The following is a 20845-nucleotide window of genomic DNA, read 5'->3' as shown; positions in this document are numbered from 1 at the left end:
GGAGCATAGGTACCCGGCAATCTCATTGGGGGAGGTTGCCGGTACCGATGCTTAAAGAATGTGGCCGGTTATGTAAGAACCCGGGGCCACCGGGAAACTGAGTTCTTGAAACGTCAATTGCTAGCCCGGGGGATAAGAAAAGATGTTGGCCACCAAAGAGCGGGAACTGATTGCTCTTCACGCTGAACATTTCGGCCGCGTCTACCACTACATCGCTTACCGGATCAATGATCGTGAGCGGGCTGAGGAACTTGCCAACGATGTGTTCCGGATCGTGTGGGAAAAGCAGCCGGACGAACCCCCGGGTATCGGCTGGTTGATCGCCACCGCAAGGAACGTCCTCGGCAACGAATACAAGGGCCGGCGTCGCCGTGAACAGCTCATGCAGCGCCTTGCAGAGGATGCCCGGGCACAGGGAAGCGAAAGTGACGGCGACCCGCAGGGCCACGTCGCGGACATTCTTTCGCGGCTGAAGGACAAGGACAGGGAAATCCTCATGCTCGCGTACTGGGACGATCTGACCACGGCTGAACTGGCCGAGAGCCTGGGATGCTCCCCATCGGCTGCTGCCGTCAGGCTTCACAGGGCGCGCAAGGCCTTCGCCAAAGCCGCACCGTCACAGCTCATGACAGAACGGGAAGTCTAACCATGGACCGCATCGAACAACTCATGAAAAATGCCAAACCGCAGGTACCCGGGCCGGGAACGGCTCCCGGCGTCCTGCCGGGCCGTTCGGAAGTGTTTTCCTCGGACCCGAATGTGGTTTCCCTGGTGCAGCGCAAGCCCCGGCGGACCGCCTGGGCAGCAACCGCCGGCGTGACCCTCGCGGCTGCGGCCGTGGTGGGGGCGATTGTGGTGGCCGGAAACCTTGCGCCCCAGTCCGCGCCAGCGCCGGCAACCACCAGCACGGCAACGTCTGCACCCTCCCCGACGCCAACGTTTACCGGTAGCCAATCGGCGACTGCCAGTCCCACTGCACCCGCGACGCCGGTGCCGCCACCGACCGCGACCACGCAACCGGCTGCGCCGGCAACAACCGTGCCGGCCACCACCGCGCCGCCGGCCGTTCCTGTGCAGCCCACAATTCCCGCCGGCCCCGCCGCTGGATCCTGCACTCCGGCCAACATCGATGTGCAGCGCAATGGCCAGGTCCGGTCCATCCCCGCCAGCGAGCAGCCGTACTACACGGTGCTGGGGTGTGCGGAGGGTTGGCTCGCTTACGCCGTTTCCGACGACGGTCTCCGGGCTATGGGCTTGGACGGCGGCAACGCCTGGTACAGGATTGCAAGACTGCAAGCCAATGGGCGGTTCCTGGATCCATCCGGCGTGGTGTGGTCCAGCGTCTACACGTGGGAATTCCACGCCGCAGCGCTCAAGAACAACCCCGACAACAAGTTCGCCACAGTCCAGGAAGCCATGGACGACGAGTTTGCCAGCAAGGGCATTCCCGTACGCTTGCGGCCCCAACTGGTGGGCAACGGACCGGCACTGTAACCATCAGGGCCGGAACCTGCTGGACAACTGCATGCCACTGTGCGGAAACCTTGTGCATTTGCCTATAACGGAGGGCTCCAGAGTTTCATAGGGTAGAGGAGATCTGCTTCACATAGGCAGAGCCAGACCTACCCAAGGACGAGTTTCAACGATGAAGAGCATCGCCCTCCTGCGCGAACGAGCCACCCGCGTCATGCCTACCGGTTCCCACTGCCCGGCTTCTGGTTTGTGGAGCCCGGACTCCGATCCGGAAACGGTGCACGTCTTTACTGAGGGCCACGTCCTCCCGGCCCACAACGGCGTACCCACTGTGTGGCGTCGTCGCGCGGCAGCATCATGACGGCGAGCCTTCTCAACCGGCCTGACGGCTACCGGCACGTTCCGGCATCGGAGTGGACCGGTCTCCAGTCCGGCGACCGCGTGTGGATCTACGACGTTGCGTGGGGTGTGGGTACCGGGCGCGTGGACGATGTTTCCCAGCACCAGGAACTCCTGTGGGTGATCCTCGAGCCGGGCGGCCGAAGGCTCATCTGCGGCACGGACGACGTCGAAGTCTGGGCTGCCTAGAACCAACACCGAGATGGCATTTGGTGCCAATGATTGAGCGGAGCATTGGCATCTAATGTCATCTCGGCGTCTTTAAGAGGCAGGCACCAACACGCTCGGCGAGCCGGTTTCCACGCGACTGACAGGGCCGTCGGGCAGGCCGGTGGCGGGGTCCAGTTTGTAGCTCACGACGTCGTTGGACCCCTCGTGCGCTACCAGCAGCCAGCCGTCGCGAACCAAGTGGTGACGTGGCCAGTCGCCACCGGTGGAAACGTCCGCCAGGGGTTCGAGGCTGGTTCCTTCGGCGCTCACCTTCAGGATGCACATCCGGTTGGACCCGCGAACCCCCACATAGGCGAAGCGCCCGTCCGGTGAGAGCGCGATTTCAGCCGCGGCATCGCCGTCGAACGGCTTGTTCACGCTCACGGGAACCATGGCCGTGAGCTCGAAGACGCCTTGCGGTTCGGACCGGATGGCCGCAACCTCAAGGGAGTATTCCGTGTCCACGAACACTGTCCCGCTGGAGTGCCGGACCATGTGCCGGGGCCCGCTGCCTTTGGGGAGGACCACTTGGTGATCCGCCTGCAGGCCGCTGCCGGGCTGGTAGGTCCAGACGCGAACCAAGTCGTTCCCCAGGTCCGCCGTCAGGATCCGGCCGTCGGGGAGCATCAGGCTGGAATGCGCACGGCTTGGCCGCGGCTGGTCGGTGGGTCCGTTGTGGTGAGGGTCGACGGCGGCTTCCGCGCTGAAGCGCGAGGTGATGGCGCCGTCGTCGTCCAGTTCAAAGAGAATGACCTGCCCGTCGCCCCAACAGGTGACGATGATGAAGCGGCCCTGCGGGTCTGCTGCCACGTGGCACGTGGCCTCACCCGTGGGCCAGGCTTCGCCGAAGGGTTCCAGCTCGGCCACTCTGGTGCGGCGGTAGGCCTGCACCGTGCCTGCCTCCTCGGCTACCGCATAAAGGATGGGCAGGGTGGGGTGCGGTGCCAGGAATGAGGGCGAATCGGCGGAGACGGCCAGGCCGAGGGAGGTGAGGTTTCCCTGCCCGTCGATGGATATGGCGCCGATGCCTTCGCCCTTGGCGTTGCGGTCTGCTGTGTAGGATCCGGTCCAGATCATTGATTCCACGCTCAGTTCCTCCCCTAGTGTCCTTGGACGTCGGAATCGACTCCGGCGTCAGGCCCGGCGTCGAGGGTTTGCAGGCGGTCCAGGTCCTCTTTGTCCAGTTCGAAATCGAAGACGTCGAGGTTCTCCTGCATGCGCTTCGGGTTGGCCGTCTTGGGGATGGCAACCAGGCCTTGTTGGACGTGCCAGCGAAGTACCACCTGGCCGGGGGTCTTTCCGTGCTTTTCGGCGAGACTGGCCAAGATAGGGGCGTTCAGGAGATCGCTTCGTGCGCCGAGCGGGCTGTAGGACTCGGTGACGATCCCGTTCCTTTCATTGAAGGCACGGGCGGCGGTCCGAGGGATGGCCGGGCTGATCTGGATCTGGTTGACGGCGGGAACCACGTCCGTTTCCGCAAAGAGCCGGTCCAGGTGGGCGGGCTTGAAGTTGGAAACTCCAATGGAACGGACCTTGCCCGATGCCTGCAGTTCTTCGAACGTCTTCCAGGTGGAAACGAACTCATCGCGCCGGGGGAGCGGCCAGTGGATGAGCAGCAGGTCCACGTACTCAAGGCCAAGACGCTTCAAGGAGCCGTCCAGGCCGGCGACGGCCTTGCCGGAGCCTTGGAACTCGCCGTCGAGCTTGGTGGTGATGAACAGTTCGCTGCGGTCCACCCCGCTGTTCCGGATTCCTTCGCCCACCCCGGCCTCGTTGCCGTACTTCACCGCGGTGTCGATGTGCCGGTAGCCGAGCGACACGGCTTCCTCAACGGCCTTCGCAACCTGGGTGTCATCCAGCGGCCACGTGCCCAGGCCCAGTTGCGGGATTTTGTATCCGTCATTGAGTTCTATGAGCGGGGCTGACGCCATGGGCACGATCTCCTTTTGCTGAAACGAAAAAGACAGGTTCCTTGCTTTTCTACGCCGGGGACGTGGTGCTTGGCAACAGTGTCCGCCGGGACCAGTCGAACAGCTGGTCACTCAACTCCATGTAGTCCTCCTTCACCACCTGCAGTTCAGGATGCCTGTCGTGCCACTCCACGATTTCCCGGGCACCATCGGCAAAAGGAATAGTGGCAGTGAAATCCGGTACAAGGGCTTTGATCTTTGAGTTGTCGAAGACCACCGAGTGGGAACGATCGCCCAGCAGGTTGGGACCCAGTTCCGCGCTGTGGGCCGCGATGGTCTCCGAGGACACGTGGAACAACTCCGGCTCCGCAACACCCGCGGCCCTGGCGAAAAGCCCATAGATCTGGTTCCACGGCAGGAACTCATCCGAGGTGATGGTGTAGCTCTCGCCGATGGCCTGCGGACGCCCGAGGAGCCCGACGAATGCCTTGGCAAAATCGCGGCTGTGCGTCAGCGTCCATAGCGACGTTCCATCGCCGTGGACCAGCACAGGCAGTCCTGCACGCATCCGGTGGATGTCCGTCCAACCACCCACCATCGCGATCTTGGTGCGATCGTACGTATGGGACGGGCGCACCACCGTCACGGGGAAATCCTGTTCACGGTACGCATCCCAGAGGAGTTCCTCGCAGGCGATCTTGTCCCGCGAGTACTGCCAGAACGGATTCTTCAGGGGCGTGGATTCCCTGATGGGCAGGGTGGTAGGCGGCTTTTGGTACGCCGACGCTGAACTGATGAACACATACTGGCCCGTGCGTCCACGGAACAACTCCATTGCAGTCCGGGCCTGGTCCGGAGTGTAGGAGATAAAGTCCGCGACGGCGTCGAACTCCCTGCCGCCAAGTACCTCACGCACCGCTGCCGGTTCCCGGATGTCCGCATGCAACACTTCGGCGCCGTTCGGGACCGGCCGCCCGGCTGACCGTCCCCGATTAAGGATGGTCAGCCGGTGGCCCAGCGCCACGGCGCGTTCAGCCGCCGAGGTGCTGATGACACCGGTCCCGCCGATGAACAGGATGTTCCGCTGCGAGACGGTGTCCGCTGCTTTTCCAAGGATGCCTGTGTGAAGGTCGCTCACCAGGCGTAATCCTCGGGAGCGGGGCGATGGCCTGGGAATATGTCGTCCAGCCGCTTGAGGGCGTCATCACTGAGTGTGACGTCCAGGGCGCGGATGGCGGAGTCCAGCTGTTCCTGGGTTCGGGGACCCACAATCGGTGCCGTCACCGCGGGCTGGTGCAGCAGCCAGGCAAGAGCCACGTCGCCGGGCGCATGGCCCAGTTCGTCAGCAAAGTCCTCGTACTGGCGGATCTGGTCTTCATGCTGGCGCAGGGTCTCCAAGGCGCGTCCTTCGGTGCGCCGGACGCCTTCTTCTTCCTTTTTGAGCACGCCTCCCAGCAGGCCGCCCTGCAGGGGAGACCACGGGATCAGGCCCAGGCCGTACTGCTGCGCTGCCGGAATCACTTCGAGTTCCAGCTCGCGGCGGAACAGGTTGTAGATGGACTGCTCGCTCACCAAGCCCGTGTAGTTCCGCCGGTGTGCTGCTTCCTGGGCCTGGGCGATGTGCCACCCGGCAAAATTGCTGCTGCCCGAGTAAAGGATCTTGCCCTGTTGGACGGCCACCTCGATGGCCTGCCAGATCTCGTCCCACGGAGTGTCCCGGTCGATGTGGTGGAACTGGTAGATGTCGATGTAATCCGTCTGCAGCCGCTTCAAGCTGGCGTCCAGGGCGCGCCGGATGTTCAGGGCGGACAACTTGGACTCATTCGGGCGGTCCGTCATGGTGCCGTAGAGCTTGGTGGCGATCACCGTGCGTTCCCGGCGCTCGCCGCCCTTGGCGAACCAGCGGCCGATGATTTCCTCGGTCCAGCCGCGATGTTCCGTGCCGCCGTAGACGTTGGCGGTATCGAAGAAATTGATCCCGGAATCCAGCGCGGAGTCCATGATCGAATGGGACGTCTCTTCCTCGGTCTTAGGGCCGAAGTTCATGGTGCCCAGGCAGAGGCGGGAGACTTTCAGGCCGGAGCGGCCAAGATGCGTGTACTGCATGCTGTTGTCCTTTGTTAGTGCCGGGCTTACATCTGGGTGAAGGAGGCGACGGCGGGATCGGAACCGATGCGCGCGCCCGCCTCAAGGGCGGTGATGGCCGCAAGTTCGGACTCGGTAAGGCTCAGGTCCGCGGCACCGAAGTTCTCGCGCATGCGGCTGGAGTCCGCGGACTTGGGGATCACGATGGTTCCCTGGGCCAGATGCCAGGCGAGGATCACCTGGGCGGGAGTGGTTCCGTGTGCCGCGGCGACGAGCGCCACCTGCTCGGCGTTGAGGTCCTTGCCCTGGCCGAGCGGGCTGTAAGCCTCGACGGCGATGGTGAGGTCGCGGCATTTGGCGGCCAGGTCGGCCTGTTGGTAGGTGGGGTGCAGTTCGATCTGGTTGACGGCCGGTACTACCTCGGACTCGCGCAGGAGGGTGTCCACGTGGTCGGCGAGGAAGTTGGAGATACCGATCGCGCGGATCTGCTTGTCATGGTAGAGCTTCTCCATTTCCTTCCAGGCCTTGGTGTACAGCCCCTGGGACGGGACGGGCCAATGGATCAGGTAGAGGTCCAGGAAGTCCAGGCCCAACGCGTCGCGGCTGCGTTGGAAAGCGTCGTAAGCTTCGCCCTGCTCGCCGTTGCGCAGCTTGGTGGTGATGAAGAGCTCGTCCCGGGAAAGTCCGGAAGCTGCAATTGCGGCGCCAACGCCGGCTTCATTGCGGTAGGCCGCGGCGGTGTCGATATGGCGGTAACCGGCCTCGAGGGCGTCTTCCACTACCTTCTGGGTCTCTTCCGGAGGCACTTGGAAGACGCCGAATCCAAGCTGCGGAATGGTGACGCCGTTGTTCAATGTCAACTCTGGCATGAGGGTCTCCTTCGAAAGTGGTGTGCGTTGTGGGATCTCCGGAAAACGTTTTCGGAGGCTCTGCTTTGAGCCTATTCACTTTTGGCCACCGCGTCAGCAGAAGTGCGTGATCCTGTTTTTCCTAGGTCTGCCAGTCCTACCCAAAGAGGTGGTGGTGCCGGCTGTTGCACCGGCAGAATGGATGGATGGGTCAAAGCGCTGAGTTCGGAAAGTTCCTCAAGGTCATGCGTGCGCGCCTTTCCCCGGAAGACGCCGGCACGCTCGGTTCAACCGGCTCCCGCAGGGTCCCGGGGCTTCGCCGGGAGGAAGTGGCCAGGCTGTCCGGAGTAAGCACCGACTACTACACCCGCCTGGAGCAGGGGCGGAACATCCATCCGTCCAAGGCGGTGCTGGACTCCGTGGCGAGGGCCCTCCGCCTGGATGCGGGGGAGCGGGCCCACATGATGGACCTTCTTGCGCACTGCGCCAACTCGGCCGCGGGGCCCGGGCCGGTTCAGAAAGTGCGTCCGGCCGTGCGGCAGTTGCTGGACGCAGTGGGCGACGTGCCGGCGATGGTCCTTGGACGCAGGACTGACGTCTTGGCCGCCAACCGCATGGCCAACCTGCTGTTTACCGACTTCACCTCCTTGCCCGCCGCGGAAAGGAACCTGACCCGTTGGCTCATCCTGGATGCCAGCGCGGGAACGCTGTTCCGGGACTGGAAGACCGTTGCCGCCGAGGCCGTTGGAGCGCTGCGCATGGATGTGGGCCGCCACCCGAACGATCCCCAAACCAACCAGCTGGTAGGTGAACTCGCCGTTCACAGCGAGCAATTCCGCCAATGGTGGGCCGGGCACAGGGTAGCTTCGCGTTCCGCCGGAACAGTCCGCTTGCACCATGCCGTGGTGGGCGACCTTGAACTGAACTTCGAAACCCTGAGTCTCCCGGACGACGCCGACCAGCACCTTCGGGTCTATTCCGCCAAGGCCGGTTCGCCGTCGTCGGACGCTTTGACGCTGCTGAGCAGCTTCGGTGAGCCGGGCACGGTTACTCAGATTCCAGAACCCGCCCGCCGAGATGACAGTTAATGCCAATGTTCGCGGTGATTATTGGCATTAACTGTCAGTTCGGCGAGCGGTTGGCCGTGGCTGGCGCCTAGCGCTCCAGGCGGAAGCCAAGCTTGATGGTGACCTGCCAGTCGGCAACCGCACCATCCTCGAGGTGGCCGCGGATTTCCTTGACCTCGAACCAATCAAGGTTGCGCAAGGTCTGCGACGCTGTGCCGATGGCGTTCTTGATGGCGTCGTCGACGCCCTCGGTGGAAGTTCCTACAATCTCGGAAACGCTGTATGTGTGGTCAGCCATGGTGCTCCTCATCATCGTGTTACGAATCCTGGAAATCGGGCCTGCGCGCAGGCCGTCCATGCAGACTAGCCCACGGAAGTTCGTGCGGCCAGAGCTAGTTTTCGCGCCAATCGTTGCTGGTGATGTGCGAACCCGCTTGTGGTCCCATTTGCAGCATCCCGCCGTCCACGGGCCAGGAGGCGCCGTTGACGTAGCTGGATTCGGGGGACGCCAGGAAGGCTACGACGGCGGCAATCTCGCGTGCGTCGCCGGGGCGGCCCACGGGTACTCCGGGACGTTCTTCCTGGTGCGGGTCCTCGTCCGTTTGGCCCGTCATGGGGGTGGCGATCTCACCGGGTGCCACGTTGTTGGCCGTGATGCCGTACTGCGCCAGCTCCAGCGCCATGGTCTTGATGAGGCCACCCAGCCCGTGCTTTGAAGCGTCGTACGCTGATGCGCCTACCCGCGGCTGGAACTCGTGCACGATGGTGATCGCGATGATGCGCCCGCCGCGGCCTGCGTCCACCATGCGCTTGGCTGCCGCCTGCATGGCTACGAAAGCACCGTTGAGATTGGTGTCCAACGTCTGCATCCACGTCTCAAAGTCCAGCTCCAGGAACTTGGTTCCGTCTCCGGTTCCTGAGTTGTTGACGAACACATCCACGCCGCCAAGTTCGTCGGCGAGCCGATCGATCGTTGCCGCCGTCTCCTGGATCCTGGTGGTATCCAGCTGCTGCACTACTGCCTTGCGGCCCAGGCCCCTGACTTCTTCGGCGGTCTCCTGGGCGCCCTGCTCATCCGAGTGCCACGTAATTCCCACGTCCATGCCTGCTTTGGCCAGCGCGACCGCCGTGGCGCGGCCAATGCCGGAATCCGAACCCGTGACGATCGCCGTCGTCGGGTTGAAAGCTTGCTGTGCCATGATCCTGCCTTTCGGTTGTGATCGAGCCGATACCGTATCCCTACCCGTTGGGACACGGCCGTAAACAAGGAGCAGCGGCAACTGCTGATCGCGTGTAAATTTCTTTGAAGTACCACCGGACCACCACCCATGAATCCATCAATGAGGAGAACTCATGTCAGAAGTGATCGTCGTCGGCGTTGACGCCAGCGAAACGGCCAAGCGGGCAGCCGTGGCGGCAGCCAAGATGGCCAAAGCACTCGGCGCCGAACTGCACGTCATCAGCGGCTTTTCTGATGACCGGATCGAAGAGTTCGGCAGTGGCAGCGACCGCATTACGGTCTCCTCGGCGGACTCCGCCGAGTACGTTGCGCGCAAGGTGGCCGAGGAACTGGACATCCCGGACAACAGCGTGAAGTACTACGCTGCCCGCGGTACGCCGGCCAACGCCCTGATCAACTACGCCGAGTCCCACAAGGCATCCCTGATCGTTGTGGGCAACAAGCGCATGAAGGGCCTTGGCCGCGTGCTGGGCAGCATCGCCAACAGCGTGGCCCACGGTGCCCCGTGCGATGTCTACATCGTGAACACGGAAGTGGACGCCTAAGACCCAAGTAGCTGGCAGCAGGGGTTGTTCTGAGAGCTCAGAACAACCCCTGCTGCCAGTCAGATGGGCTACCGCTCTTCCACGGGACCACTTTCCACCAGCGCGTAGACGCGGCTGGGGCTGCCCGTGCCGCCGACGATCGGCAGGGGAGCTACCACCAGGGTGGCACCCGTAACCGGCAGCCGGTCCACGTTCCGGAGCGAGGTCACGCCGTACTTGTCCGCACCCAGGAGGAAGGAGTGGACGGGGAACATCGGATCCAGGGAGCCCGCCTGGCCGGCGTCGATCCCCACGGTTTCAACGCCGAAGCCGCTGATGGAAGCGTTGCTGGCAAGCCATTTGGCACCTGCCGCAGAGACCCCGGGAGTGTGCGGGCCGGCGTCGTCCGCGTTCACGAAGGCCGCAGCATCGGCGCCCCGGGCTGCCCAACCGGTCCGGAAGATCACCCAGCAGTTCTCCGGGAACGGGCCATGCTCTTCCTGCCACTGCTCAAAATGTTCCGGTTCCAGGAGGAAGTCCGGGTCTGCTGAGGCTTCCGCAGTCTTGTCGAGCACCACCAGCGGACCCACGAGGCGGTGCGGTTCGATCTTGTCCACGGACTTGCCGTCCTTGCCCGTGATCCAGTGGACCGGAGCATCCAAGTGCGTTCCGGCGTGCTCGCCCACCGTGACGTCGTTCCACGCCCACGCCGGGCCGGCGTCGTCGAAGTTGCTGACCGGCGAGACCGATAATCCAACCGTGTTCGCAAAAGGCTGCGGCAGGTTCAGGATGGGGGTTTCGGGGCTGAGCGGGGTAGTGAGGTCGATGATTTTCACCGAGCCGTTGGAAAGGGCTGCAGTGAGCCCGGCCAGAACAGACATTGTTCTCCTATCGCTGGTTTCGCTTGAATGGGTTGGATTTCCTGGTTGTCAGACGCTGTGCCACGAGGTGGCCTGAACCGCCGGAGAGGCCAGGGCCGGGGTGGGTGGAAGCCCCGATGTGCCAAAGTCCCCTGACGGTCGTATGGTGGCCGGCGGCTTGGGGAAACGGCCGCCAGAGCAGGTTCTGGAAGAGCTCGGCCGAGCCGCCGTACGGGTCACCGCTAACAGCGTTCGGGTTGCTTGCAGCGAGGTCCGGAGGGGCGATGATGTCCGAGGCCAGAACGGTAGCCCGCGTTCCCGGCGCGAACTGCTCAAGCCGCTCAAGGACACGGTGCAGGTAGGCCTGCTTCAACTTCTCCGACCAACCCCCGGCCACAGACAGCTCACCCGCAGCGTCCCCTACCGGCTCGAACGGAACCTCCTGGAGCTGCAGCCACAGCGTCGCTTTGCCTTCGGGTGCCCTGGAGGGATCCAGGACGCACTGCTGTCCCACCACGATGGTTGGTTCCGCCGGCAAGAGCCCCGCCTCAGCCTGGGCGCACGCGATGCCCGTGCTGTCCGATCCGTTGCTGATATGGACCAGCGGAACCTCGTTGAGGCGGGGATCCAACCATCGGACAGGCTTGTCCAGGCAAGGTGGACCTGCATGGCGCCGCGGCCGTTCTGGTACCTGCGGGCGGCGTCGGCCAGGTGTGCCGGGGCATCAGGCAGCAAGCGGGTGTAGAGGGCCTGGGGCGAAACGTTGGCCAGCACGGTGTCCGCTTGGACGATCCCCTGGGAGGTGCGGACCCCGGTCACCGAGCCGGACACCGAAAGGATTTCTTGGGCTTCGGTGCCGAGCATGATCCGCGCACCGTTGTCCCGGAGCAGTGATTCAAAGGCTGCAACAAAGCGTGCGGCTCCGCCCTTGACCACCGGCAAGCCGAAGGTGTGCATGCTCATGGCCATCACGGGCAGCATCACGCCTCCTGTTGCCTGGTCCGGGCCGAGGCCTGCGTGCAGGAGCCAGGGAGACCATAGCTGGTCCGTTTCCCAACCATCGAAGCGGCTGCGGAGGTAGTTGCGGCCGCTCATCACGGCGTCCCTGAGAAAGGCCTCGTTGGCCTTCACCTTGCCGGTCCGCACAGCGCCAAAGCCCAGCCGTGCCAGCTCTTTGAGGGAACGCAATTCCGCCCCGAACGCCCCGAAGACGGTCCCGGCCTGACGGCCCAGGTCATCGAGCATGGTGACGTAGGCCTGCTGATCCGCCGGGTGCTTGAAGGCCTTCGCCGTCTCCGCAGGATCCCGGTGGGCAAGGGCCACCCTGTGCTCGCCGGTCACAGGGTCCGCAGCCACCGACGCGGTGACGGCGCCGTCTGTATTGCAGTACTGCAGGCCCCTCTTGTGCAGTTCACTGCCCAGCACGGCGTACGCGCCGCCGGAAACAAAGAGTGGATGCCACGACGAAAACGAATCGTGGATAAACCCCGGCAGCGTCCGTTCGCCTGAGTGAATGAAGCCTCCTAGCCGGTCGGACTGCTCGATCAGGCAGACCTGTTGTCCGGCGAGGGCAAGCTCCGCAGCGGCAACCAAGGAGTTGATACCGGAGCCGATGACGGCAACGTTGTTCATGGATGATGCCCTCTCAGAAGTCGGGGTGGCTGGCTGTCGCGTGGTACTTGCCGCTATGGAACACAAGGGGAGAACCACCGTCGTTGCTGTACTTCTCCACTTCGCCAACGTAGATCACATGGTCGCCGGCGTCGTGGCGCGACACTGTGCGGCACTGTGCGGCACTGGAAGGTAGCTACCGCGCCGTCCAACAGGGGCACCCCGGCAATGCCTTCGGTGGTTTCGGCACCTTGGAACTTGTCCGAGGCCGGCGTAGCGAACTGGCGGGACAGCACATGCTGATCGCTGGCCAGGACGTTGATGGCGAAGTGCGTCGATTCCTCGAAATCCGTCAGGCTCGGGGCCCGCTTGCTGGGGCACCACAGGACCAAGGGCGGTTCCATGGACACGGAGGTGAAGGAGTTCGCCGTCATGCCCACCTTCCGGCCGTCCGGGGAAACGGTGGTGACCACCGTGACGCCGGTTGCGTATTGGCCCAATGCGCTGCGGAAATCACGCACATCGAAGACGGCGGAGTCCTCTTCCTTGCGCGCCTGCATGAAGTCCGCAGCCGCCGTCGGGTCGAACCACCATGGATAGGAAGTCCGCGGATCGTCGAACCCGGCCACGATGCTTGCGGCCAGGGCCGGATGCTCGGCGGCTTCGCGCAGGAGGGTGGCCTGATGGTCCCGACGCGGCTTGAGCAGGTCATTCGTCCACGCCACCGACCACTGGCCCCACCCGCGCCAGAACTCGTCGAACGTGCGCTCCATCCATTCCCCGTCGAACGGTTGCCGGCCACGGCGCACGATCGCATCGAGGTAGTACTTGGCTGCCAGCGTCGCGTTGTTTGACCCCTGGCCGGTCAGCGGATCGTTCAGGACCACGGCGTCGCCGAGCCCGAAGACCAGGCTGCCGTTCGCCAGTTCCCCTACCGCGGACCGCACCGTCGGAGTGATGCGTCCCAGGAGCGTGGCGCCGTCGTCGGTCAGAGCGGCGCCTTCGAAAGCGGCGGCCTCGTGCGGGAAATGGTCCCGGAGCAGCTGCAGCGAACGCTCCAGCTGGTCTTCGGGACTTACGACGCCGGACCAACAGTCCATGGGGCCGCCCACCACTCCCTCGAACACCATCATGCGGCAGGGGCCGGACGCGGTGAGTCCCGGGAAAGTGAAAAACTCACCCACACCCGGCGCCATGGACATCCGGATGGCGGCAGCCCCGCCGTCGTCCGTTCCGGAAGCGGTGACGTAATTGAGCGCCAGCACCCGCTGGGGACGGTCAAACGGCGACTTGGCCTTGTCCCGCGGGAACACCTGCCCGATTTCGCCCTTTCCCGTACTGACGATCACCAACTCGTAGTCCCGGGCCAGTTCTTCCAGAAGGCGGGGAGTGACTTTCTCGATCCGGAAGTCGCCGCCATTCGCGACGAACCGTTCGATCCAGTGCGCGCTCTTGAGCCGCTGGTCAACGGACCTTGCCGGGCCGTCCAAGGGGGCTTCCCACTCAATCGGTTCCTGACCCTCAACGCGCAGGTGGATGGAACCAATGGCGGGGGCAGCTCCCGAGTCGGGAAACGCGGTCCCCATTTGTGCTTCGGCGTCCAAGGCGGGTGCGAACATGCACTGGCTGGACATGACTTTCCCTGACCTGATTTGGGCTGCCGAGCGGTCCGAGAACAGCGTGACGGCGTAGCCCTCCCGTTGCAGGCCCAAGGCCAGCTGGGCGCCGGATTCGCCGGCTCCGATGATTGCGATTGTGCGCATGGTAAATCCTTATTAGCAGGGGCGTGCTATGAAAATCCGGGGTCAGGAAACCTTGGCACCCAGGGCTGCGAGGTAGTCCTCGGCTTTGTCCGGGTACATGAACCACTCCTGGAATTCCGGCGGGTGGTTGAAGCCGTTGGCAAAGCGGTGCGCGATTTCCGGAACCTGGTTTGCCGCGCCCAGCAACTCAAGGACGTGCGGCGGGGGAGGAGCCAGCAGGGCATTGGTCCAGTGTGCAACGTGTCGGGCGTAATCCCAATAGCGTTCGAACGTGGCCTGCATGAATGCCGGGTCATAGCGGCGGTCGCCGTGCTCAATGATGCTCTGCAGGTACGACGCCGCGCACTTGCTGGCGTTGTTGGAACCCTGGCCGGTGATGGGATCGTTCAAAACCACGACGTCGGCAAGGCCAAGTACCTGCCTGCCGCTGGGGAGCGCGGCAATCGGGTGGCGGACGGTGGGGGCGACGCGGCCCTGCAGGATGCCGTTGGGGTCGGTCAGATGGACGTCAGTAGCCCGTTCGGCTTCCCATGGAAGGAAGGTCTCAAGGATGTTCTTGGACGTTTCCAGGTGCTCGTCCGGAGTAAGGCCCTCCCACACGTCCATGGGACCGCCCGGGACGCCTTCGAAGACCATGATTTCGCAGGTGCCGGTGGTGGTCAGTGCTGGAAAAACGAAGTACTCGCCCACGCCCGGGATGAGGTTGAAGGAGACCGCTGAGTACTCTTCGCGGGGCTTCAAGCCGGTGACGTAGGTGAGGGCCAGAGCGCGCTGGGGCGTGTCATAGGTGCTGCGTTCAGCGTCCCGGCTGAAGAGTTGGGCGATCTCGCCCTTGCCCGCGGCCACGATCACCAGGTCCGAGTTCAGTGCATAGCGTTCCAGCTCATCAACGCCTGCATCCTCGAACACCAGCTCGCCGCCGCGTTTGATGAACTCCTCCATGAACCTGGGGAACTTGACGCGTTGGTCGATGGACTGGGCGTGGTTGTCCAGCCTCGAGGCCCAGCTGATGGCTTTCTCACCCGGAAGTTCGGGGTGCGGGACGGTGAACGAGATCCCGTCAACGGTGGGTGCGTCGGGCCAGAAATCAAGTCCCAACGCGCGCTCGTGCTCCAGGGCGTTGTGGAAGATGCACTGGCTGGACGCGACTTTTCCGTCCCGGATCTCTTCCGGCGTCCGGTTGGAGATGGTGGTTACCTGGTAGCCGGCGTCCAGCAGGCCGATGCCCAGCTGAAGGCCGGACTGGCCTGCGCCGACGATCGTAATGTGGCGTTGCGTCATGGTTCTTGCCCTTCTATGGTGGGGACGTTTTCGAAGCGGTCGGGTGGATTCTTTGGCTTTTAGTTGGCGGCCAGGAGGGGGATGGTCTCTTCGGCGCGTTCCGGGCCCAGTGCCGAATAGCCGCCATCCACGGCCCAGTCTGCGCCGGTCACGAAACTGGCCTGGTCACTCGCCAGGAAGGCGACGACGTCACCCACTTCGCGTGGCCGGCCCACTCTTTTGAGGGCGTGGAAAGGGGCGGCAACAGCGTCCGTCTTGTCGAGGTTCCCGTTGCTGAGGGAATCCATGATGTTGCTCCATACCCAGCCGGGGCTCACCGAATTGACCCGGATGTTGTCCGGGGCGAAGTCCACTGCCATGCTGCGGGTGACCTGGACCAACGCAGCTTTGCTTGCGGGGTAGAGCCAGCGGCCGGTCTGGGCAACGGAACTGGAAATGGAGGTGAAGTTGATGATCACGCCGTGTCCGGACTTTGCCAGATGCGGTCTGGCCGCGTTGGCGGCCATTACTGCGCTGACCACGTTGACGTTGAGGGCCTCGAGCCAGTCCGCCCGGCCGGAGCCTGCGCCTTCGTCCTTGTAGGTGCAGGCCAGGTTCACCAGGATGTCCAGGCCGCCGTGGCGGGCCACTGTCTCCTCGATCAACTCGTTGAGGGCGGAGTCGTCCGTGATATCCGTGTGGGAGTAGTGGATCCCTTCCCCGAGCGCTTTGGTGACCGTACCGCCGTCGGGGTCAATGTCGGATACCACCACAGTGGCTCCTGCATCGCGCAACGCAGTGACAACGCCTTGGCCCACTTTGGTTGCTCCGCCCGTGACCACTGCGGTCCTGCCTTCGAGTCCTGACATGGCCAAACCCTCTCCTTTGTGGATTCTGCTGATGAGCGAATGTGGCGTGCTTCATATTCGCTGTGAAGTGACTCTAGGTAGCCGCCCGCCTCCCGGAATATCCACTTGGCGCGGACGTCATCCGGAATGCGCAACTGAGGCGGAATCAATCGCCGGGGTACTGTTCGTCGTCTTCCTCGAGCCACCCAACCCAAGGAGCGGACGTCACCGTTGCCTCCGGCGTGCGCAGCTGCTTTTCCCAGGCCTCAAAGTGCCGCTCCCACTCATGGCGGCGGTCGTGAACCAGCTTGATGTTCTTCACGGAGTTTTCACCTCCTTCAACGCTGTTGCAGAAATATGACGTACGTCATACTTGGTCTAAGAGCGACTTTAGGCAGCTGCTCAGGTTCGGAATATCCGCCAGGCGTAAGGATCATCCGGAAAGCGAAATGCCGTACCCAGACCCTAGGTAGGTGCCATGTGGTGAGGATCCTTCCCCGCGACGTCTTGCGTGGGCGGCCGACGACTGCCACCAGGGATGTTGACGAAGCGCACGCGAAAATTGCCGAGCTGTTCTGCGGCCATGAACTTGCGCCCCGTGCCAGCAAGGCTGCCGTGGACATGAAGCTGCGCTCGCTGCACCGCGGGGATGTAGGGATCGAGTTCCTGGATTACGGGGCCGATGTGCGGATCGAGCCGGAGGGCCTGCAGGATTTCCATCTGGTTCAGATCCCATTGGCGGGCCACGCCTCCATGCAGGTGGGGTCAGCCAGTGTTGAATCAACCCCGCGTATGGCTTCCGTCCCGCCTGTTGACCGCCCCTTCAGCATGTCGTGGGATGCGGGCAGCCCGCACCTGATTGTGTATGTTCGCCGGACTGCGCTTGAACGGGTGGCCACATCACTCAACGGTGGCCTGGAACCCAAAGGCGGGCTCGGCTACGGCATGGACCTCACACCCGCAGCCGGCAGGGCGTTCCTGAGGTCCGTCGTCGAACTTCACGATGACCTGATCAGCAAGCCGCAAGCGGCCACGCCTGCGTTCGTGCAGGGATTGCTGGCGGACAGCATGATGTCGCGGCTGCTGATGGCCATGGAAGCTCCGGAGCCCGGGATGCGGGATGTGGAAACGGAGAGTCGCTTGGTCATGGAATGCCGCGAGCTGTTGGAGCGGCATGCCTTCGAGGAACTCACAGTGCCGGACATCGCGGAGTGCCTTGGTGTATCGGTGCGCACGCTGCAGACGGCGCTCCGGGCGGAATGCGGTGCTACGCCGTCGGAGTTGTTGCGGTCGATCCGTCTGGACCGCGCCCGCGAGATGCTCTTGGAGGCCGATCCGAGGGAGCAAACGGTGACCGCAGTGGCCGAACTGTGCGGGTTTACCCACCAGGGACGGTTCTCGGCGCTGTACCTGCAGACATTCGGTGAATTGCCGTCGGAGAGCCTGCGCCGCTGACCCAACTGACTGGCATTAGGGGTTGCTCTGAGCCCTCAGAACAACCCCTAATGCCAGTCAGATCGGGGAGGCGCTAGGCCTCCAGCACGTACGTCTTCAGATCGTCCAGGGTCTGCTGCATGTGCTCATCCATGGCCAGCCGGGCGTCGTTGGCGTTGCGGGACTCCAGAGCCGTGGTGATGCTGCGGTGGTGCTTGATGGCGTGTTCCTGGATCTCGGGAACCGCTGAAGTCTGCGTGCGGCGGGCCTCGAGCACGCGATGCAACGGCTCGAACAGTACGGCTACGAACACGTTGCCGGAGGCGTGCAGAATGACGTCGTGGAACGCGAGGTCGGCCTCGACGAACGCTGCAACATCGTTGATCTCATGGGCGGACTGCATCTGCTCCACGTGATCCTTGAGGACCGCGAGGTCCTCGTCTGAAATGCGGCCGGCGGCGAGCTCACAGGCGCCGGTCTCCAGCATGCGCCGAAGTTCGATGAGCTGGATGGCGGCCGCCGCATCCTTGGTACCTTCGGACGCCGCGCGCAGCACGGCCTCGAGCGAAGTCCACTGATTCAGGGGGTTCACGAACGTTCCCCGGCCGCGCTCAACACTCAGGATCTTCTGGGCTTCAAGGGTTTTCATGGCTTCGCGGACCGTCATGCGGCTCACCTCGTGGCGCGCACTGAGCTCCAGCTCGCCCGGGACTACAGTGCCGGGCGGAAACTCGCCGGCGACGATCCTGTCCAGCAGCTCATCAGCAACGACGCCGACCAGCGACTTGCGTGCCATGGGTCCCCCTTTCCTTGCTTCCGATCTCCCATCCCGCGGTTCCCCCTGGGCAGGATGGTTGTCAGACATCTTACGCTGGCAGTGGCCGGGTTGTTTTCCAAAACTCCATCAGCGTCACAGCGCATGCCTCCGGCTGTTCCCAGTGGACGCTGTGCCCCGCGTTCTCCACCGCTTTGAGCTGCCTGCCTGGAGCAGCCGCTGCAAAGTCAGCCATCTGGTCGATGGAACGCACGCGGTCGCCCACTCCGGCGATGACCAGCAGGGGTGCCTGGACGCGCCCGGGTATTGAAGGCCCGACGCCGGTCGTGGCCGCCAATGCGCTCGGGGCAAGAACCCGGAAGGGCAGGCCAAAGCCTTTGCTGAGCTTCTCTTCATCCTCCGCAGGGAGATCCCCGTACCAAGCCCTCATGCACTTCCCGACGAACCCTGCATCGAAGTGTCCTTGCTCCACCTGCGCCTGGATCAGGTTGCGGAAGCCGGCGTTGGGCGGCGCCGGCACCATTCCCACGAGCGTCAGCGTAGCTACCAGGTCCGGCCGGGTTGCGGCCAACGTCAGGGCGACACTGCCTCCCATGGAATGACCCACCAGGTGAACGGGGCCCGAAGCCAAGGACCCGATTGTGGCTCCAACCGATGCTGCAGCCGTCTCCAGCGTCCACTCAAAGTCCTGCGGAAGTTCCTGGCCGGCGTGGTAACCGGGGAGGTCCAGGATCCACACGGTCTGACCGCGCTTCACAAGCTTCGAGGCCAAGGGCTCCCAGTAAGCCGATCCGGATGCCCAGCCATGGATCAGGACTGCAGGGGGCTGGTTGTTCGGGGCTTCGGAGGGCTCGCGAACGTCAACAAAGCAGGGCGGGACCTCAATGTCAGCCATGGTCCATAGCCTAGCCAGCGTGATCGCCTTGCGCGGTAAGGAGCGCTGTGTCACACTGGCATTGAAATGTTAGATGTCTGACATCTTACATTCACATCATTGCCGCTTAGATTTCCCACAATGGAGTGTTCCGTGATCCCTGAAGCCGAAGTCCTGGCCGCCTTCCCGGCGGAAGTTCAGATCCCTGCGCAGCTGGTGGCCGACGCCGTTGCAGCGTCCTCGGCGAACAGCCCCCGCATCCTGGTTGTCCTGGACGACGACCCCACGGGTACCCAGTCCGTTGCCGACCTCGCGGTGCTGACCCGCTGGGACGTGGAAGATTTCACGTGGGCCTTCGATCACATCCGCAGGAACCAGACCAAGCCCGCCGTCTACGTCCTGACGAATACCCGCAGCCTGGACCCGGCCGAGGCGGCGGCGCGTAACGAGGAAATCGTCCGCAACGCCCTCGCCGCAGCTGCCGGCGACGTGACGCTCGGCTTCGTGAGCCGCAGCGACTCCACCCTTCGCGGCCACTACCCGCTGGAGCCTGACGTCATCGCCGCAACCGTGGCTGCAGAAACGGGCGGCGCCACGGACGGCGTCGTGATCGTTCCGGCCTTCCCCGACGCCGGCCGCGTCACCATCGGCGGCGTGCACTACATGCGCGGCTCCGGGGACGACGCCGGCGCACTCACCCCGGTTGCTGAGACCGAGTTCGCCAAGGACGCCACGTTCGGGTTCTCGAACTCCCGGATGGCCAAGTATGTGGAGGAGAAGTCACAGGGACGCTTCCCCGCGGAGGACGTGATTGTCCTGGACCTGAACATCATCCGCGCCGGTGCCTCGGCACAGGATCCCGCCATCTCAGCCAAGGCGATCGCCGACGCCATCGAGCCGGCTACCGACTCCACCCCGATTGTGGCGGACATCGTCACCGAGAATGACTTCCGTGCGCTGGCCCTCGGCCTGGAAGAAGCGGAACGCCGCGGCAAGAAGCTCCTTTACCGCGTTGGCCCGCCGTTCGTCCGTGGCCGCATCGGCCAGGAGATCCGCGAGGCCCTCACTGGAGATGAGGCGTACGCCGGCAACACACCCTCCACCGCCGGGGGCCTGATTGTGGTCGGCTCACACGTTGGCGTGACCACCCGCCAACTCAACGTCCTCACCAGCGAACACAGCAGCGCCCGCATCATTGAGATCGATGTGGAAAAACTCGTTGCCGAAACCAAAACAGCAACGGAAGCTGACGAGTACATCGCAACAGTGGTCAGCGACGTCGTCGATGCCCTCCGGGAAGGCGACGTCATAGTCCACACCAGCCGCCTGCTCATCAAGACCGACGATCCCGCAGCGAGCCTGAAGATCGCCCGCACAGTTTCTGCCGCCGTCGTATCGGTCGTGAACCGGACCCTGAAGACCTTCCCGCCGCGCTTCGTCATTGCAAAGGGCGGTATCACCTCCTCCGACGTTGCAGCGCACGGCCTGGAAATCCGCCACGCGATTGTCCGGGGGCCGATGCTTCCCGGAATCGTCTCCCTCTGGGAACCCGTGGACGGCCCCGCGAAGGGCATCCCGTACATCGTCTTCGCCGGCAACGTGGGCGACGACCAGTCACTGGCCCACGTCACCCGCAAACTCAGCAGCACTTTCTAGAAACACCT

The 20845-nt window shown here is 63.8% G+C and carries 24 protein-coding genes and 1 pseudogene; 8 read left to right on the top strand and 17 right to left on the bottom strand.

Annotated features, from left to right (window positions below):
* Window positions 1-142: 142 nt before the first annotated feature.
* From HMI59_RS20010 to HMI59_RS19995, 4 genes are all read left to right on the top strand, one after another.
* Window positions 143-646 (top strand): RNA polymerase sigma factor, encoded by a 504-nt coding sequence (locus tag HMI59_RS20010; protein WP_193592325.1) that lies wholly within the window; start codon window positions 143-145, stop codon window positions 644-646.
* Window positions 647-648: 2 nt separating this feature from the next.
* On the top strand, window positions 649-1494 hold the full coding sequence (locus HMI59_RS20005) for a hypothetical protein (protein WP_193592324.1): 846 nt from the start codon (window positions 649-651) through the stop codon (window positions 1492-1494).
* Between the two features lie 151 nt (window positions 1495-1645).
* Window positions 1646-1834 carry a hypothetical protein gene (locus tag HMI59_RS20000; RefSeq protein ID WP_082694541.1) on the top strand — a complete coding sequence of 63 codons (189 nt, stop codon included), beginning with the start codon at window positions 1646-1648 and terminating at the stop codon, window positions 1832-1834.
* Complete coding sequence (locus tag HMI59_RS19995) at window positions 1831-2061, top strand: hypothetical protein (RefSeq protein WP_193592323.1); 231 nt, start codon at window positions 1831-1833, stop codon at window positions 2059-2061. The genes HMI59_RS20000 and HMI59_RS19995 overlap by 4 nt, the downstream gene beginning before the upstream one ends.
* A gap of 72 nt (window positions 2062-2133) precedes the next feature.
* Here the strand turns inward: HMI59_RS19995 and HMI59_RS19990 are convergent, their stop codons facing one another.
* From HMI59_RS19990 to HMI59_RS19970, 5 genes are read right to left on the bottom strand one after another with little or no spacing between them, the layout of a single operon-like run.
* Window positions 2134-3159, bottom strand: a complete 1026-nt coding sequence (locus HMI59_RS19990; RefSeq protein ID WP_193593838.1) for a beta-propeller fold lactonase family protein — start codon at window positions 3157-3159, stop codon at window positions 2134-2136.
* A gap of 23 nt (window positions 3160-3182) precedes the next feature.
* Window positions 3183-4013, bottom strand: coding sequence for an aldo/keto reductase (locus HMI59_RS19985; RefSeq protein WP_193592322.1), 831 nt, complete (start codon window positions 4011-4013; stop codon window positions 3183-3185).
* 49 nt (window positions 4014-4062) lie between these two features.
* Complete coding sequence (locus HMI59_RS19980; RefSeq protein ID WP_370583592.1) at window positions 4063-5133, bottom strand: SDR family oxidoreductase; 1071 nt, start codon at window positions 5131-5133, stop codon at window positions 4063-4065.
* On the bottom strand, window positions 5127-6098 hold the full coding sequence (locus HMI59_RS19975; RefSeq protein ID WP_021471294.1) for an aldo/keto reductase: 972 nt from the start codon (window positions 6096-6098) through the stop codon (window positions 5127-5129). The genes HMI59_RS19980 and HMI59_RS19975 overlap by 7 nt, the downstream gene beginning before the upstream one ends.
* 26 nt (window positions 6099-6124) lie before the next feature.
* The gene (locus tag HMI59_RS19970; RefSeq protein ID WP_179015183.1) at window positions 6125-6946 is read right to left on the bottom strand and encodes an aldo/keto reductase; all 822 of its coding nucleotides are present in this window, start codon (window positions 6944-6946) and stop codon (window positions 6125-6127) included.
* Between the two features lie 185 nt (window positions 6947-7131).
* On the opposite strand from HMI59_RS19970, the gene HMI59_RS19965 reads away from it, so the two are divergent.
* Window positions 7132-8013, top strand: a complete 882-nt coding sequence (locus HMI59_RS19965; protein WP_193592321.1) for a helix-turn-helix transcriptional regulator — start codon at window positions 7132-7134, stop codon at window positions 8011-8013.
* Window positions 8014-8080: 67 nt separating this feature from the next.
* Here the strand turns inward: HMI59_RS19965 and HMI59_RS19960 are convergent, their stop codons facing one another.
* On the bottom strand, window positions 8081-8290 hold the full coding sequence (locus HMI59_RS19960) for a dodecin (protein WP_031216171.1): 210 nt from the start codon (window positions 8288-8290) through the stop codon (window positions 8081-8083).
* Between the two features lie 94 nt (window positions 8291-8384).
* Complete coding sequence (locus tag HMI59_RS19955; protein WP_193592320.1) at window positions 8385-9191, bottom strand: SDR family oxidoreductase; 807 nt, start codon at window positions 9189-9191, stop codon at window positions 8385-8387.
* 154 nt (window positions 9192-9345) lie between these two features.
* Here HMI59_RS19955 and HMI59_RS19950 point away from each other — a divergent pair, with 154 nt between their 5' ends.
* A complete protein-coding gene (locus HMI59_RS19950; RefSeq protein ID WP_166184897.1) occupies window positions 9346-9777 on the top strand; it encodes a universal stress protein in 432 nt (143 codons plus the stop codon).
* A gap of 68 nt (window positions 9778-9845) precedes the next feature.
* On the opposite strand, the gene HMI59_RS19945 is transcribed toward HMI59_RS19950, so the two are convergent.
* From HMI59_RS19945 to HMI59_RS19920, 8 genes and pseudogenes are all read right to left on the bottom strand, one after another.
* The gene (locus tag HMI59_RS19945; protein ID WP_193592319.1) at window positions 9846-10637 is read right to left on the bottom strand and encodes a cyclase family protein; all 792 of its coding nucleotides are present in this window, start codon (window positions 10635-10637) and stop codon (window positions 9846-9848) included.
* Window positions 10638-10644: 7 nt separating this feature from the next.
* Window positions 10645-11133 carry an NAD(P)/FAD-dependent oxidoreductase gene (locus HMI59_RS25805; protein ID WP_227471467.1) on the bottom strand — a complete coding sequence of 163 codons (489 nt, stop codon included), beginning with the start codon at window positions 11131-11133 and terminating at the stop codon, window positions 10645-10647.
* Window positions 11037-12248 carry an NAD(P)/FAD-dependent oxidoreductase gene (locus HMI59_RS19940; RefSeq protein WP_227471466.1) on the bottom strand — a complete coding sequence of 404 codons (1212 nt, stop codon included), beginning with the start codon at window positions 12246-12248 and terminating at the stop codon, window positions 11037-11039. Before HMI59_RS19940 ends, HMI59_RS25805 begins: the two co-directional genes overlap by 97 nt.
* A gap of 13 nt (window positions 12249-12261) precedes the next feature.
* On the bottom strand, window positions 12262-12366 hold the full coding sequence (locus HMI59_RS25995) for a hypothetical protein (protein ID WP_255527629.1): 105 nt from the start codon (window positions 12364-12366) through the stop codon (window positions 12262-12264).
* A 115-nt stretch (window positions 12367-12481) separates the two neighbouring features.
* Window positions 12482-13813 (bottom strand): annotated as a pseudogene (locus HMI59_RS19935) (styrene monooxygenase/indole monooxygenase family protein); the annotation flags it as partial.
* 219 nt (window positions 13814-14032) lie between these two features.
* Window positions 14033-15271, bottom strand: a complete 1239-nt coding sequence (locus tag HMI59_RS19930; RefSeq protein WP_193592318.1) for a styrene monooxygenase/indole monooxygenase family protein — start codon at window positions 15269-15271, stop codon at window positions 14033-14035.
* 59 nt (window positions 15272-15330) lie between these two features.
* Window positions 15331-16119, bottom strand: a complete 789-nt coding sequence (locus HMI59_RS19925) for an SDR family oxidoreductase (RefSeq protein WP_193592317.1) — start codon at window positions 16117-16119, stop codon at window positions 15331-15333.
* A gap of 145 nt (window positions 16120-16264) precedes the next feature.
* Complete coding sequence (locus tag HMI59_RS19920) at window positions 16265-16420, bottom strand: hypothetical protein (protein ID WP_166184913.1); 156 nt, start codon at window positions 16418-16420, stop codon at window positions 16265-16267.
* Window positions 16421-16581: 161 nt separating this feature from the next.
* On the opposite strand from HMI59_RS19920, the gene HMI59_RS19915 reads away from it, so the two are divergent.
* A complete protein-coding gene (locus tag HMI59_RS19915; RefSeq protein ID WP_227471465.1) occupies window positions 16582-17553 on the top strand; it encodes an AraC family transcriptional regulator in 972 nt (323 codons plus the stop codon).
* A 73-nt stretch (window positions 17554-17626) separates the two neighbouring features.
* On the opposite strand, the gene HMI59_RS19910 is transcribed toward HMI59_RS19915, so the two are convergent.
* Both HMI59_RS19910 and HMI59_RS19905 read right to left on the bottom strand, forming a co-directional pair.
* Window positions 17627-18328, bottom strand: coding sequence for a FadR/GntR family transcriptional regulator (locus HMI59_RS19910; RefSeq protein WP_166184919.1), 702 nt, complete (start codon window positions 18326-18328; stop codon window positions 17627-17629).
* A 70-nt stretch (window positions 18329-18398) separates the two neighbouring features.
* On the bottom strand, window positions 18399-19202 hold the full coding sequence (locus HMI59_RS19905; RefSeq protein WP_193592315.1) for an alpha/beta fold hydrolase: 804 nt from the start codon (window positions 19200-19202) through the stop codon (window positions 18399-18401).
* Window positions 19203-19322: 120 nt separating this feature from the next.
* Here HMI59_RS19905 and HMI59_RS19900 point away from each other — a divergent pair, with 120 nt between their 5' ends.
* Window positions 19323-20837 (top strand): four-carbon acid sugar kinase family protein, encoded by a 1515-nt coding sequence (locus HMI59_RS19900; RefSeq protein ID WP_254455351.1) that lies wholly within the window; start codon window positions 19323-19325, stop codon window positions 20835-20837.
* Window positions 20838-20845 lie beyond the last annotated feature (8 nt).

It is taken from the genome of Paenarthrobacter sp. YJN-5, assembly GCF_015040095.1.
Lineage (GTDB): Bacteria > Actinomycetota > Actinomycetes > Actinomycetales > Micrococcaceae > Arthrobacter > Arthrobacter ureafaciens.
This window is presented reverse-complemented; position numbering and strand designations above follow the sequence as displayed.